Annotated in this window: 14 protein-coding genes and 1 tRNA gene; 3 read left to right on the top strand and 12 right to left on the bottom strand. The window is 72.3% G+C overall.

The window, feature by feature from the left end; all coding sequences use genetic code 11:
* Window positions 1–80 precede the first annotated feature (80 nt).
* The 3 genes from RI578_RS23555 to RI578_RS23545 are packed head-to-tail and all read right to left on the bottom strand — an operon-like array spanning window position 81 to window position 3474.
* Window positions 81–974 carry an SDR family oxidoreductase gene (locus tag RI578_RS23555; RefSeq protein ID WP_310872926.1) on the bottom strand — a complete coding sequence of 298 codons (894 nt, stop codon included), beginning with the start codon at window positions 972–974 and terminating at the stop codon, window positions 81–83.
* Window positions 971–1915: an alpha/beta hydrolase gene (locus tag RI578_RS23550; RefSeq protein ID WP_310872925.1), complete on the bottom strand. Its 945-nt coding sequence runs from the start codon at window positions 1913–1915 to the stop codon at window positions 971–973. Before RI578_RS23550 ends, RI578_RS23555 begins: the two co-directional genes overlap by 4 nt.
* Window positions 1912–3474: an NAD(P)/FAD-dependent oxidoreductase gene (locus RI578_RS23545; RefSeq protein WP_310872924.1), complete on the bottom strand. Its 1563-nt coding sequence runs from the start codon at window positions 3472–3474 to the stop codon at window positions 1912–1914. The genes RI578_RS23550 and RI578_RS23545 overlap by 4 nt, the downstream gene beginning before the upstream one ends.
* Before the next feature lie 134 nt (window positions 3475–3608).
* Here RI578_RS23545 and RI578_RS23540 point away from each other — a divergent pair, with 134 nt between their 5' ends.
* Window positions 3609–4271, top strand: coding sequence for a MerR family transcriptional regulator (locus RI578_RS23540; RefSeq protein WP_310872923.1), 663 nt, complete (start codon window positions 3609–3611; stop codon window positions 4269–4271).
* 7 nt (window positions 4272–4278) lie between these two features.
* Here RI578_RS23540 and RI578_RS23535 read toward each other — a convergent pair whose 3' ends face one another.
* Window positions 4279–5082, bottom strand: a complete 804-nt coding sequence (locus tag RI578_RS23535; RefSeq protein WP_310872922.1) for an exodeoxyribonuclease III — start codon at window positions 5080–5082, stop codon at window positions 4279–4281.
* A 68-nt stretch (window positions 5083–5150) separates the two neighbouring features.
* Here RI578_RS23535 and RI578_RS23530 point away from each other — a divergent pair, with 68 nt between their 5' ends.
* Window positions 5151–5636, top strand: coding sequence for a GNAT family N-acetyltransferase (locus RI578_RS23530; protein ID WP_310872921.1), 486 nt, complete (start codon window positions 5151–5153; stop codon window positions 5634–5636).
* A gap of 21 nt (window positions 5637–5657) precedes the next feature.
* Here the strand turns inward: RI578_RS23530 and RI578_RS23525 are convergent, their stop codons facing one another.
* The 8 genes from RI578_RS23525 to galU form a co-directional block, all read right to left on the bottom strand.
* A complete protein-coding gene (locus tag RI578_RS23525; protein WP_310872920.1) occupies window positions 5658–7406 on the bottom strand; it encodes a hypothetical protein in 1749 nt (582 codons plus the stop codon).
* A 228-nt stretch (window positions 7407–7634) separates the two neighbouring features.
* A tRNA-Ala gene (locus RI578_RS23520) sits at window positions 7635–7708 on the bottom strand.
* 82 nt (window positions 7709–7790) lie between these two features.
* Entirely contained in the window at window positions 7791–9044 is a 1254-nt protein-coding gene (gene glpR, locus RI578_RS23515; RefSeq protein ID WP_310872919.1) for a gephyrin-like molybdotransferase receptor GlpR, read from the bottom strand.
* A 183-nt stretch (window positions 9045–9227) separates the two neighbouring features.
* Entirely contained in the window at window positions 9228–9836 is a 609-nt protein-coding gene (locus tag RI578_RS23510; RefSeq protein ID WP_310875842.1) for a GNAT family protein, read from the bottom strand.
* A 23-nt stretch (window positions 9837–9859) separates the two neighbouring features.
* Window positions 9860–10399, bottom strand: a complete 540-nt coding sequence (locus tag RI578_RS23505; protein ID WP_310872918.1) for a MogA/MoaB family molybdenum cofactor biosynthesis protein — start codon at window positions 10397–10399, stop codon at window positions 9860–9862.
* Complete coding sequence (moaC, locus tag RI578_RS23500) at window positions 10396–10917, bottom strand: cyclic pyranopterin monophosphate synthase MoaC (RefSeq protein ID WP_121747531.1); 522 nt, start codon at window positions 10915–10917, stop codon at window positions 10396–10398. Before moaC ends, RI578_RS23505 begins: the two co-directional genes overlap by 4 nt.
* An 86-nt stretch (window positions 10918–11003) precedes the next feature.
* Entirely contained in the window at window positions 11004–12353 is a 1350-nt protein-coding gene (glp, locus tag RI578_RS23495; protein WP_383559693.1) for a gephyrin-like molybdotransferase Glp, read from the bottom strand.
* 5 nt (window positions 12354–12358) lie between these two features.
* Window positions 12359–13261: a UTP--glucose-1-phosphate uridylyltransferase GalU gene (galU, locus tag RI578_RS23490; RefSeq protein ID WP_310872917.1), complete on the bottom strand. Its 903-nt coding sequence runs from the start codon at window positions 13259–13261 to the stop codon at window positions 12359–12361.
* Window positions 13262–13354: 93 nt separating this feature from the next.
* Between galU and RI578_RS23485 the strand changes: the two genes are divergently transcribed.
* Window positions 13355–13975: a 5-formyltetrahydrofolate cyclo-ligase gene (locus RI578_RS23485; protein WP_310872916.1), complete on the top strand. Its 621-nt coding sequence runs from the start codon at window positions 13355–13357 to the stop codon at window positions 13973–13975.
* Window positions 13976–13991: the final 16 nt, after the last annotated feature.

The raw sequence follows: 13991 nt of genomic DNA, 5'->3' as shown, positions 1-13991 counted from the left end.
TCACTCCTGTGATGTTCGGGCCCGGCCGGATCGGCCTGGCTCGATCAGATTCACATGGGCCGTGACCGTGCGCATGTCGATCACTTACGGACCGTAGTCCTGCTGGTCGGACGCTGTTCGTCGGCCGCTCCGCCCGCACCGACCAGGCCCGTGCGCACACCGTCGAGCCGGTCCCCGAAGCGCCGCATCTCGCGCTGACCGACGGTGCCGATGACGGCCGGCAGGTAGCCGCGCATCCCCTGCATACCGCGCAGCCACCACTGTCCGTAGACGTGCGCCGAGCGGCGCTCGATGCCCTCCACGAGCCGGTCGACCGCCGGGCCCAGCGGATAGGTCTTGTTCGACGGCCAGGGCAGCCGCTGGCGCAGTTCGCGCATGACGTCGTCCTGGTCCGCGCCGCGCACCATGTCGGTGTCGGTCCAGGACAGATAGCCGACGCCGACCTTGACGCCCCGGTGCCCGACCTCGCCGCGCAGACAGTGCGCGTACGCCTCGACACCGGACTTGGAGGCGCAGTAGGCGCTCATCATCGGCGCGGGGGTGATGGCGGCGAGGGACGCGATCTGGAGCAGGTAGCCGCGGCTCTCCAGCAGCGCCGGCAGGAAGGCGCGGGCCGTGACCGCCGAGCCGATCAGGTTGACCTCGACGACCCGCCGCCAGGACTCCGGGTCGGAGTCGACGAAGGGCCCGCCGGTGGCGACGCCCGCGTTGGCGACGACGATGTCGATCCTGCCGAACCGTTCCTTGACCTCGCCCGCGACCCGGGCCATCGCCTCGTGGTCGGTGACGTCGGCGTGCCAGTGCTCGCTCTCGCTGTGCAGCCGGGCCGAGACCTGCTTGAGCTCGTCCGGCTCCAGGCCGACCAGGGCCACCTTCACCCCGCGCGCGGACAGCTTGCGGGCCAGCAACTCCCCGACGCCCCGCGCGGCTCCGGTGACGACGGCGACCCGCCCTTCCAGGCTCACCCTGCTCATGCGCTCTCCTCGGCGTGTACGGCACGCTCACCGCGTGCGGTGGGTATGTGGTTGGCGGCGAGGGCGCGTATCTTCCCGGTGACCAGCTCCGGCGCCTCCACCGGCGTCATGTGGCCGAGCCCCGGAAGCTCCGTCAGGCCCACGCAACGGGGCAGCGCGGCGGCCAGCGAGCGGGCGTGCACGGGCGGGGTCAGCCGGTCGGCCGTGCCGACGACCACCTCCACCGGCATCGTCAACTCCCGCACCCCGTGGTCGAGGTCGAGCAGGTCCAGCACCTGCGACCAGGCGTGCCGGACCTTGCGCGGACAGGCGTGCACGATGCGGGCACAGGCGTCGACCATGTGCGGGGCCGAACCGGGGCCCATCGTCCCGTACTTGAGGATCCTGCGCGCGAGGGGCGTGACCGGCCCCAGCGGCGCCCGGGAGCCGAGGATGCGCCGGGTCAGCCAGGTGCGCACCCGGCCCTCCCCGAGCGGCACCACGGTCGAGGCGGCCACCAGCCGCGAACTGCCCGTGCTGCACAGCAGGACGGCCGCCGCGTGCGCGCGCACCGCCGGCCGGGTCGCGGCCGCCATCACCGTCATCCCGCCCATGGAGTGCCCGGCGATCACGGCCTGTTCGTCCGGCGCGAGCGTGGCCGTGAGGACGGCTTCGAGGTCGTCGGCGAGGGCCTCGGTGCCGCACGCCGGGTTCGCCGGACTGCGGCCGTGGCCGCGCTGGTCGTACACGACGACCCGGTGGTCGGCGGCCAGCGCACGGACCTGCTCCGCCCAGAAGGCGGTCGAGCAGGCCCACCCGTGCGCGAGGACGACCGCGGGGGCGTCCTCGGGGCCGTGCACCTCGACGTGTATCCGGGCGCCGTCGGCGGCGGTGACGGTCAGCTCGCGGGCGGGGGCGGGCGGCGTGTACGGCCCGGCGGCGACGTGCAGCAGGCGGCTCACGCGCCCACCTCCGCGGTCGCGTCCGCGCCGGGGGCCGCCTCGGCGTCCGCGGCCGCGCTCGGTGCCGCCTCGGCGACGGCCGGGCGCAGCACCTCGTACTCCGCGAGGTCCACGCGCCGCGTCGCGCGCCGGAACTCGGCGGTCGTGCCGGGCCAGACGGTGGTGTTGCGGCCGCTCGCGTCCAGGTACCAGCTGGTGCAGCCGCCGGTGTTCCACACCGTGCGCTTCATGCGCTCCTGCACCCGGTGGTTCCAGTTCCGCACGGCGGCGGGCCGGGCGTCGAGGGCGGCCCGGCCGCCGAGCACGTTGATCTGCCGCAGGTAGTCGGCCATGTAGTTCAACTGCGACTCGATCATCAGGATCATGGACGAGTTCCCGAGGCCGGTGTTGGGCCCGATGACCGTCATGAAGTTGGGGAAGCCGGCCGCCGAGGCGCCGCGCAGCGCCTCCATGCCGCCCTTCCAGGTCTCGGCGAGGGTCCGCCCGTCCGCGCCCACGACCCGCTCGGCGATGGGCATGTCGGTGACGTGGAAACCGGTGCCGAAGATGATCGCGTCCACCTCGGCCTCGGTGCCGTCGGCGCCGACGAGGATCGAGCCGCGCACCTCGCTGAGCCCGCTCGCGACGACGTCGACGTTCGGCTTGGCGAGCGCCGGATAGTACGTACTCGACAGCAGGATCCGCTTGCAGCCGATGCGGTAGTCGGGGGTGAGTTTGGCACGCAGGGCCGGGTCCTTGATGGCGGCGCCCATGTTGCGCTTGGCGATCTGCTCGACGAAGCCCAGCTCGTTCGGGTGCTTGGTGAAGGCCTGCACCTGGAGTTCCCGGATGCCCCACAGCAGCCCGCGGCGCAGCTTGGTGGTGGCGGGCAGCGCCCGGTGCAGGGCGCGCTCGGCGCCGCTGATCGGCCGGTCCATGCGGGGCATCACCCAGGCCGGGGTGCGCTGGAAGAGGGTGAGGCGGCCGGCCTTCGGCTGGATGGACGGCACGATCTGGATGGCGGACGCACCGGTGCCGATCATGGCGACCCGCTTGCCGGTGAGGTCGTAGTCGTGGTCCCAGCGGGCCGAGTGGAAGACCTTGCCGGGGAAGGAGTCGAGACCCGGGATGTCCGGCACCTTGGGGTCGGACAGCGGCCCGGTCGCGGACACGACGACATCGGCGGTGAGACTCCCGCTCGCGGTCTCGATCTCCCACCGCAGTTGTTCGCCGTTCCACGCCATCCGCTTCACCTCCGAGTCGAAGCGGAGGTGGGGGCGCAGCCCGAAGGTGTCCGTCACGTGCTCCAGGTAGGCGCGGATGTGCTCCTGCCCGGAGAAGGTGCGCGGCCACTCGGGGTTGGGCGCGAAGGAGAAGGAGTACAGGTGGGACGGCACGTCACAGGCGCACCCGGGGTAGCTGTTGTCCCGCCACGTGCCGCCGACGCTCGAAGCCCGCTCCAGCACCACGAAGTCCGTGATCCCCTCGCGCCGCAGCCGCACGGCGGCCCCCAGCCCGCCGAAGCCGGACCCGATCACCGCCACCCGCACGTGTTCTTGAACCTGCTCGTGCTCGGCCATCCCGAAGCCTCCACGCGTCGCCTAGAACTCTGCCAGTGAACACTGGCGCAATGGGGAGAGTAGAGCAGCACCGTACTGATGGGTAGGGGTTGGGCGGAGGAAAGTTACCGCCGGTACGACTTAAGGTCGGGGGCGTGACCGAGAAGCGCGAATACCGCATGGAGGAACTGGCCCGGCTGGCCGGCATCACGGTGCGCACCCTGCGCTTCTACCGCGAACGCAAACTGATCCCCCCGCCCCGCCGCGAGGGCCGCATCGCCTGGTACGACGACCACCACCTGGCCCGCCTGCGCACCATCGCGGCCCTCCTGGAGCGCGGCCACACCCTGAACGGCATCGCGGAACTCGCCGACGCCTTCGACCACGGCCGCGACGTCGGCGACCTCCTCGGCCTCGGCGAACCCACCGAGGAGACCCCGGTCCGCCTCACCCCCGAGGAACTCGCCGCCCGCTTCGAGGGCGAGGTCACTCCCGAGAACCTCGCCGCCGCGATGGACCTCGGCTACCTCGGCACCGACGGCGACGAACTCGTCCACATCAGCCACCGCCTGCTGGAGGTCTCCTCCGCCCTGGTCCGCGAGGGCATCCCCCTGGGCGAAGTCCTCCAGGCAGGCGCCCGAGTCCGCGAACACGCCGACGCCCTGGCCGACCTCTTCGCCAACCTGATACTGCGCCACGCCCCCGAGGAGGAACTCCACCGCCTGCGCCCCCTCGCCCGCAGCGTCATCGAGGCGGAACTCTCCCTGGCGCTGGACCGGCGGATACGGAAGCAGGACAGAGAAGGCGGAGAGGACTGACGGGGGTCTAGCGGTCGTAGACGACCGTCACCGGCGCGTGGTCGGACCAGCGCTCGGCGTGCGTGGCGGCCCGCTCGACGTGGCCCTTGACCGCCTTCGCGGCCAGCCCCGGGGTGGCGACGTGGTAGTCGATGCGCCATCCGGAATCATTGTCGAAGGCCCGCCCCCGGTAGGACCACCACGAGTACGGCCCCTCGACATCCGGGTGCAGGGCGCGTACGACGTCGACGTAGCCGCCCTCCGCCGGATCCAGGACGCGTCCCAGCCACTCGCGCTCCTCCGGCAGGAAGCCGGAGTTCTTCTTGTTGGCGCGCCAGTTCTTGAGGTCGGCCTCGCGGTGGGCGATGTTCCAGTCGCCGCAGACGACGACCTCGCGGCCGTCGGCGGCGGCGCGTTCGCGCAGTTCCTTGAGGTAGGCGAGGAACTCGCCCATGAAGCGGACCTTCTCGTCCTGGCGCTCGGTGCCGACCTCGCCGGAGGGGAGGTAGAGGGAGGCGACCGTCACACCGGGCAGGTCGGCCTCGACGTAGCGGCCGCCGGCGTCGAACTCCGTCGAGCCGAAACCGACCTGGACGCGGTCGGGCTCGCGGCGGGTGTAGAGGGAGACGCCGGCGCGACCCTTGGCGGCGGCGGGGGCGTGCGTGACGTGCCAGCCGTCGGGGGTGCGGACGTGTTCGGGCAGCTGCTGGGGCTCGGCCCGCACCTCCTGGAGGCACAGCACGTCGGCGGAGGTGTCGGCGAGCCACTCCACGAAGCCCTTCTTCGCGGCGGCGCGCAGACCATTCACGTTTACGGAGGTCACGGTGAGCACCAGGGCACGATACCGGCACACTGGACGATGTCCCGCTCCGGATAGCGCATCCATATACGGTAGGTAGCATGAACATACGCCGGGTTCCCTTCGACCACCCCGACGCCGTGAAGCTCAACGACGAGGTACAGGCCGAGTACGACGTCCGCTACGGCGACGGCGGCGACGCCACGCACCTGGACCCGTCGGACTTCGCGCCGCCGAACGGCCTGTACCTGGTCGCGTACGACGAGAACGACGTCCCGGTCGCCTCCGGTGGCTGGCGCAGCCAGGAGACCAACGACGAGGGTTACCGCGACGGGGACGCCGAGCTGAAGCGGATGTTCGTGATCGAGCAAGTGCGCGGGCGCGGGCTGGCCCGCCGCATCCTGGCCGCCCTGGAGGAGGACGCCCGTGCGGCGGGCCGGACCCGCATGGTGCTGGAGACCGGCACCAAGCAGCCGGAGGCGGTGGCCCTGTACACGTCCAGCGGCTACGAGCCCTGCGGGAAGTTCGGCTTCTACCGCTTCCACGAGGAGAGCCTCTGCTACGCGAAGGCTCTGCGGGTCCCATAGCGCTGGACCATCAGGCCCTCGTCAGGCCGTGTCGGCTGCCTTGCGGCGGCGTGAGACGGCGAAGAGTACGCCGCCCGCGGCGAGGGCCAGCACCGCGCCGGCCGAGGCGAGCAGTGCCGTGGAGCCGGTGGAGGCCAGCAGGCCGTCCTGGCCGCCCTGCGGCGACTGGCCGCCGGTCGTGCCTCCGGTGGAGCCGGTGCCGCCCGTGCCGGTGCCGCCGGTGGCGCCCCCGGTGGAGGCGGAGCCGCCGGTCGTGCCGGTGCCGCCCGTGGTCTCCGAGCCGCCGGTGGTGCCGGAACCGCCCGTGGAGCCGCCGTCGGTGCCGCCCGTGGTGCCGCCGGTGTCGCCCGGCGTCTCCTCGTCGCCGGTGCCGTTGAGCACGATCCAGCCGGTGTCGTTGGACGGGTCGCCCTCCCACGGGTTGTCCCACTCGGGAAGGGCGATCTTGCCCTTGGCGCCCTCGACGACCTTGTCGATGCGGAGCTGGAAGGGGAAGGTGCGCCGGTCGTCCTCGAGGAACGGGGTGTCGGCGAAGCAGAGGTACTCGGACGTGGCCTCGTCGTTCATGGGACGGCAGGGGCTGTCCACGACGCTGGCGCCCTCGGGGATCCGCACGCTGAAGCCCAACGGCTCACCGCCCGAGCGCAGTGCCCCGATCCAGGCGGGTCCGTGGTTGCTCAGGCCGATGTCGACCGTGACGGTCTCGCCCTGCTCGCCGTCGACGCGCGCACCGGTGAGGTCGAGGTCGTAGCTGTTCTGCGTGGGCAGGTCGATCTCGGCGTACTTCGTGTAGTCGCCGTTCTGGCCGCCCTTGACCGGCTTCAGGGTGAGCGTCCCGCCGGACCCCTGCCGGTAGTCGGCGCCCGACCGCAGCGCGTCGGCCTCCTCGGCGCCGACCGCGTCGAAGCCGTAGTGGAAGATGTCGCCGAGCGCGAAGTCCGCGGTCTTCACCCGGACCGGCTCGCTCAGTTCGTAGGCCGTGCCGGGCAGGAACTCGCCCTCGAAGGTGCACAGGGCGACCTTCTGATAGCGGATCAGGTCGTCCTTGTTCTCCTCCGCGTACGAGCAGTTGTCGTACGAGTCGGGGAAGGACAGGCCGCGCGTGCCGCCGAAGCGCAGGACCACGCCGTCGGCCGCCGTGCTGCCGACGTTGCGGAAGCCGAGCGGGGCGCTGTAGGTGTCGCCGGCCTCGAAGTCCTCGGGTTCGGCCGGGAGCTTCTTCTTCAGCAGCTCGGGCCCGCCGACCAGCACGTCGACGGCGTGCTCGTTGAACTCCAGGCCCTCGCCGGCGCCCGTCACCCGTATCTTGCCGAAGTCTCCGGCCTCGGCGGTGTCCTTGAGGCCGAGGCGGATGTTCCAGCTCGGGTTGTAGGAGTCGCCGGGGTACAGGCTGCTCGTGTCGCAGACGGCGGTCAGTCCGTCCACGTCACACGACTGCGGCAGGTCGACCTCGGCGAAGCCCTTGAGCGCGGTGGCGTCGATGGTGACGCTGTAGCCGTTGTTCGGGACCGGCTCCGGGTCCGTGCCGCTGTCCGGGTCGTACTCCCCCGGCCCGGTGATGCCCAGCCGGATCTGCGGCTCCCCCGGCTCGCCCTCGGCCCCGTCCAGCGCCAGGTCCACCTTGTCCGGACCGGTGATGGTGACGGGAAGCGGCGCCTGGCCGCCGTCCGCCTGTGCGACTCCGGCCAGCCCCAGCGTGGCGAGTCCCGCGACGGCCACTTGGGCCACTGCCGCGCGAGTCCACGGCGCGCGCAGGGAGCTACGTCTCATGCTTCTCTTCCGTTCCCCAGACGACAGGACGGCGCCACTGCGGTGACGCCGCGCACAGGTGACCCGCCGGTAACGGTGAAGGTTGCACCATGCCCGGTCACGGATTTATCTCGGCCCTACATGCCTACCGGTGCGCCGCCTACCGGTGCGCCGCCTGCAGGTGCGCCCCGGAAACGACGAAGGTCCCGTCCGATCGTGATGATCGGACGGGACCTTCGTCAATGTGCGTGGACCTGTGGGGATTTGAACCCCAGACCCCCTCGATGCGAACGAGGTGCGCTACCAGACTGCGCCACAGGCCCTTGCGACGTGTGAAACTTTAGCACCCCGACCGGCCTGCTCAAAAATCGCTTACGACCGGCGAGCAGGCGGCCCGGCGGGAAGCTACTCGTTGGCCGCGCGGGGGCGGTCTCCGTCCTCGTACTGGTCGAAGAGCGGGGTCCGGCCCCGTTCCCGGGACCGGCGGGCGGAGGCGGCGCGGCGGGCGTCGCTGCGGCCCGGGGTCTCCGCCCGGTCCTCGGTGTGGGTCGCCGGGTGGTCCGGCTGGGGGGCGGCCGCCGCGTCCTCCTGGTCGGCGACGGCGCTGGAGCGTGCCGAGCTCCAGGCGTCCGGCGCCGCGAGGTCCACGTCGGGCGTGGCGCGGGGGGCGACCGGCGCGGTGACGTAGGTGGGCAGGGGGACGGGCACCGGGTCCCAGCTGTCGCCCTGCGGACGCCGCTGCCGTTCGCGCTGCTGGTCGACCCACTCGGCGTGGTCGGTCTGCTCCACCAGCGCGCGCCGGTCGGCGGCGAGCGCCGACAGGCCGGAGTCGGGCTCCTCCTCGGGTCCGTCGTCCGGCTCCTCGGCGTCGGGGTCGCCGACGGGGCCGGCGGGGTCGGCGGGCATGCGCCGGCGCGGGCGGCGGTCGCCGTCGCGCAGCCGCTGCGCGGCGACCTCTGCCTGGCGGCGGTCCATGTGGAAGGCGAACCGGTGGCGTTCCTGCGAGCGCAGATAGGCGATGTAGGCGCTGAGCAGCACGGCGGGCACTCCGGGTGCCCACAGGAAGGCGAGTCCGCCGACCGCCGCGACGACCGAGCCGAGGGTGAAGGCCAGGAACAGCATCACCGTCGTGCGCCGACGGCGCGCGAGGGCCTTGGTGCGCCGGGCGCGGGCCGCGGCCGCCGGTGAGACGGGTGCGCGCCGGGCCTGCGGCACGCGCTTGCGCGCCGCCGCCGCACCGGGTCCGGAGGGCTGTTCGGGTCTGGGGCCGTGCGGACGTCCACCGGTCTCCTGGCGCGCCGGTTCGGGCCGGCGCGCCGTCCCGGGCTGCTCCGCGGGCTGGGCCGCGGGCTGCTGCCGTGCGTCGGGGCGGGGGTGCCGGCGCGTTCTGGACACGGCGAAGGCCCGGACGTCCACCGAGTCGGTGGCGGCGTCCGGGGCGTCGGAGTCGGGCTCCGCCTCGTCGGCGGAGCGCGACCGCAGGTCCTTGGCGTACCGGCGCTCCATGCCCGCCCGTCCGGACAGCAGCCGGATGGCGGTGCTGAAGCGTTCCGTCGGACGGGCCTCGTTCAGCTCGTCCTGCCTACGGAGCCACATCGGCACCAAGTAGGCGGCCCAGGCCCCGACGATGACTGCGTAGATGAGGCCGCTGCTGCTCACGCCTCACACGGTAGAGGGGTTTGCTTGAGGCCATCCGCCAATTGAGCCGGTGTGTCGCACGATCTGGCTGATATTTCGAACTTTTTTTGTGATCGATGCGATCAGCCGACTACCAGAGTCGCGAAATTATCCGTTCCGGACGGTCGCACCCAGGTGCCGCACGCGTCAATTTCGAACGTTTATTCAATTACCGGTCTTCCGCGTACTCCGGTCCCGTGACCGGTGCCAGCGCCGCAGCAGCCCTTCCGGGACCTCTTCCGCGGTGAGCGCGAAGACGAGATGGTCGCGCCAGGCTCCGTCGATGTGGAGATAACGCGGCCTGAGACCCTCCTCGCGGAATCCGAGTTTCTCCACCACCCGGCGACTGGGCGCGTTCTCGGGGCGAATACAGATCTCGACACGATGCAGTCCGACGGTGCGGAAACAGTGGTCCACCACCATCGCCACGGCGGTCGGCATCACCCCGCGGCCGGCCACCGCCTCGTCCACCCAGTAGCCGACGTGCCCGGAGCACATCGAGCCCCAGGTGATGCCGGCCACCGTCAACTGCCCGACCAGTCGCCCCTGGTACTCGATCACGAACGGCAGCATCCGGCCCGCGTGGGCCTCGGACCGCAGGTGCCGCACCATCTGGCGGTAGGTGGGCCGGTGCGTGAGCGGACCGCCGGGCGTCGGCGGCGGAATCGTCGCCTCCCACGGTCGCAGCCAGTCGCGGTTGCGCCGGTTGACCTCCCGCCAGGCCCGCTGGTCGCGCAGCCTTATCGGCCTGATGACGATGTCGCCGTCCACCAGCTCCGCGGGCCAGGATGGGCTGTTCAGCTCGCACCCCCACCACTGGCGGGTCTGGCGTGGTCGCCGCCGCGGAGCTGGTCCACGGCGTGCGTGAGCAGCGGCTCCAGCACGGCGAGGCCGTCCTTCACCCCGCCGGAGGAACCCGGCAGGTTGACGATCAGCGTGCCGCCCGCCACTCCGGCCAGGCCCCGGGAGAGCACCGCGGTCGGCACCTTGTCCCGGCCGTACGCCCGGACGGCCTCCGCGATGCCGGGGACCTCGTAGTCGATCACCGCCCGGGTCGCCTCGGGGGTGCGGTCGGTGGGCGAGATGCCGGTGCCGCCGGTGGTGACGATCACGTCGTAGCCCGCCTCGGCGCCCGCTCGCAGGGCGGCCTCGACGGGGTCGCCGTCGGGGACGACCTGCGGGCCGTCGACGGCGAAGCCGAAGCGGCGCAGGCCCTCGGCGATCAGCGGCCCGCCCTTGTCCTCGTAGACCCCGGCGGCGGCCCGGTTGGAGGCGGTGACCACGAGGGCGCTGTACGGCGCGAGGGGGGCGCCTCCGGCCGACCCGTCCAGCTTCATGACCGGCTCCAGTCGCCCGACTTTCCGCCCGTCTTCTCCTCCACGCGCACGTCCGTGATGACCGCTCCCTTGTCGACCGCCTTGACCATGTCGATCACGGTGAGCGCGGCGACGGAGACCGCGGTGAGCGCCTCCATCTCGACACCCGTGCGGTCCGTCGTGCGCACCGTGGCGGTGATCTCCACGGCGTCGTCCGCGACCGACAGGTCCAGTTTCACACCGGAGACCGACAACGGGTGGCACAAGGGGATCAGGTCCGGGGTGCGTTTGGCACCCATGATGCCCGCGATGCGCGCGGTGGCGAGGGCGTCGCCCTTGGGGACCCCCTCGCCGCGCAGCAGCTCGACCACACGGGGCGCGACCAGGACGCGTCCGCTCGCGCGCGCGGTGCGTGCGGTCACTTCCTTGGCGGACACGTCGACCATCCGGGCCGCGCCCGCCTCGTCGATGTGCGTCAGCCGGTCCTGCGGGTCGTGCGCGTCCTGGCCGTGGTGCGGGGGTCGGTCCTGCGTACTCATGCTTGTGTGGCGCTCCCGGTCCGGGCCCGGCGCGGTGCGGCGCGTGGGCCTGCTGTGCGCGACACGGTACCGCCAAGCGGGCCGGGTCAGCCGAGCAGGACCACCTCGACGTCGGCGCCGGGCTCGACGGACTCGGTGTCCTCGGGGACGACGATCAGCGCGTCGGCGTGCGCGAGGGCGGCCACGAGGTGGGAGCCCGAGCCGCCGACCGGGGTGACCGAGCCGTCGGCGTAGCTGCCGCGCAGGAACTGCCGGCGTCCCTTCGGCGAGGTCAGCGCCTTCTCCGCGGCCAGGGACGCGGTGGTCGTCGGGCGGTGGACGTCGGTGAGGCCCATGAGGGTGCGGATCGCGGGGCGGACGAACAACTCGAAGGAGACGTACGACGACACCGGGTTGCCGGGCAGGGCGAGCAGCGGGGTGTGGTCGGGGCCGATGGAGCCGAAGCCCTGGGGCTTGCCGGGCTGCATGGCGAGCTTGCGGAAGTCCACGCCGCTGCCGGGCTCGTCCTCGTCGGCGACGTGCGCCAGCGCCTCCTTGACCACGTCGTACGCCCCGACGCTCACGCCGCCGGTGGTGACCATCAGGTCGGCGCGGACCAGCTGGTCCTCGATGGTGGACCGCAGGGTCTCGGCGTCGTCGGCGACGGCGCCCACGCGGTAGGCGATGGCGCCGGCGTCGCGGGCGGCCGCGGTGAGGGCGAAGCTGTTGGAGTCGTAGATCTGGCCGTGGGCCAGTTCCTCGTCGGGCTGGACGAGTTCGCTGCCGGTGGAGAGCACCACCACGCGGGGGCGCGGGCGGACGCGGACCCTGCCCCGGCCGATCGCGGCGAGCAGCGCGATCTGCGGCGGTCCGAGGACCGTGCCGGCCTCCAGGGCGCGGTCGCCCGACTTGACGTCGCTGCCCTTCGCGCGGACGTGCGCGCGGGCCTCGGCCGGGCGGTACACGTGGACCTGGCCCTCGGCGCCCTCGGGGGCCAGGCTGCGGGCGCGCATGCCGGCCACCGGGCCCTCGCCGAGCCCGCCGTCGGTCCACTCGACGGGGACGACGGTCTCGGCGCCGGGCGGCAGCGGGGCGCCCGTCATGATGCGGGCGGCCTGGCCGGGGCCCACGGACGGCGGGTCGGCCTGGCCGGCGGCGACGTCCCCGACGACGACCAGGGCGGCGGGGAACTCCTCGCTCGCGCCCGCGACATCGGCGACCCGCACCGCGTACCCGTCCATGGAGCTGTTGTCGAACGGCGGCAGGGAGAGCGGCACCGTGATGTCGTCGACCAGGACGCAGCCCTGGGCGTCGAGCAGGTTCAGCTCGATGGGTTCCAGGGGGCGGACGGTGGTGAGGATGTCGTCCAGGTGGTCCTGCACCGACCACAGCCGGTCCGGACCGAAGTCCGCGGGGGCGTGGTCGTGGCCGGTGTCACGGTGCGCTGTGCTGCTCAACGTCCCTACATCTCCTCGGCTACGTAACTGCGAAGCCAGGTCCGGAAGTCCGGGCCCAGGTCTTCACGTTCGCACGCGAGTCTGACAATGGCACGCAGATAGTCGCCGCGGTCGCCGGTGTCATAGCGGCGGCCCTTGAAGACGACGCCGTGCACCGGGCCACCGACCCTTTCGTCCTCGGCGAGCTGCTGGAGGGCGTCGGTCAGCTGGATCTCGCCGCCGCGGCCGGGCTCGGTCTTGCGGAGTATGTCGAAGATGTGGGGGTCGAGCACATAGCGGCCGATGATGGCGTAGTTGGAGGGCGCGTCGGCCGCGTCGGGCTTCTCGACCAGTCCGCCGACCTTGACGACGTCGCCGTCCTCGGTGCTCTCCACGGCCGCGCAGCCGTAGAGGTGGATCTGCTCGGGCGCGACCTCCATGAGGGCGATGACGCTGCCGCCGTACTGCTCCTGGACCTCGATCATGCGCTGCAGCAGCGGGTCGCGCGGGTCGATCAGGTCGTCGCCGAGCAGGACCGCGAAGGGCTCGTTGCCGACGTGCGGGGCGGCGCACAGCACGGCGTGGCCGAGTCCCTTGGGGTCGCCCTGGCGGACGTAGTGGATCATGGCGAGGTCGCTGGACTCCTGGACCTTGGCCAGCCGGTTCGCGTCGCCCTTCTTCTGGAGGGCGGACTCCAGTTCGTAGTTGCGGTCGAAGTGGTCCTCCAGGGGGCGCTTGTTGCGGCCCGTGACCATGAGGACGTCGCCGAGGCCCGCGGTCACGGCCTCTTCGACCACGTACTGGATCGCCGGCTTGTCGACGACCGGCAGCATCTCCTTGGGAGTGGCTTTGGTGGCCGGCAGGAACCGGGTACCGAGCCCGGCTGCGGGGATGACAGCCTTGCTGATCCTGGGGTGGGACTGAGTCATGCGCGCCACCATATCCGGTGCCAATAGGGAGAATCTGTGACTCCGGATCATTGGCGCTCATATGAGCGCATTAGCGAGGTACGGGAGCGACCTTTGAGTCACATCGGACCTATTGGCCAGCCTGACAAGCGGACGTTGCGGCGGGAGTTCCTCGCGGTGAGGAACAGGTTGACGGCCGATGACGTGCGAGAAGCTGCGGACTCGCTGGCCGCGCGGGCGCTCGCGATGCCGGAGGTGGCGCAGGCGCGCGCCGTGGCGGCATACGTCTCCGTGGGCGCCGAACCGGGCACCCTCACGCTCCTGGACGCGCTGCGCGCGCGGGGGGTGCGCGTCCTGCTGCCGGCGCTGCTGCCGGACAACGACCTGGACTGGGGCGAGTACACGGGGGAGGACTCCCTCGCGGTCGTGCGGCACGGCGGGCGGATGGCCCTGTCCGAGCCCGCCGGCCGGCGCCTGGGGCCGGAGGCGGTGACGGAGGCCGACGTCGTGCTGCTGCCGGGCCTGGCGGTCGACGGGCGCGGCCTGCGGCTGGGGCGCGGCGGCGGGTCGTACGACCGGGTCCTCGCGCGGCTGGACCGGGCGGGCGCGCGTCCCGCGCTGCTGGTCCTGCTGTACGACTCGGAGGTCGTCGCGCACGTCCCCGCCGAGCCCCACGACCGGCCGGTGGACGCGGTGGTGACGCCGTCGGGGGTGCGCAGGTTCACGCGCGCGTGAGTCCGGGGTGCGCGGG

This window comes from Streptomyces sp. BB1-1-1, from assembly GCF_031597775.1.
Classification (GTDB): domain Bacteria; phylum Actinomycetota; class Actinomycetes; order Streptomycetales; family Streptomycetaceae; genus Streptomyces; species Streptomyces thinghirensis.
The sequence above is the reverse complement of the archived record's forward strand: the minus strand, read 5'-3'. Positions and strand labels throughout refer to the sequence as shown.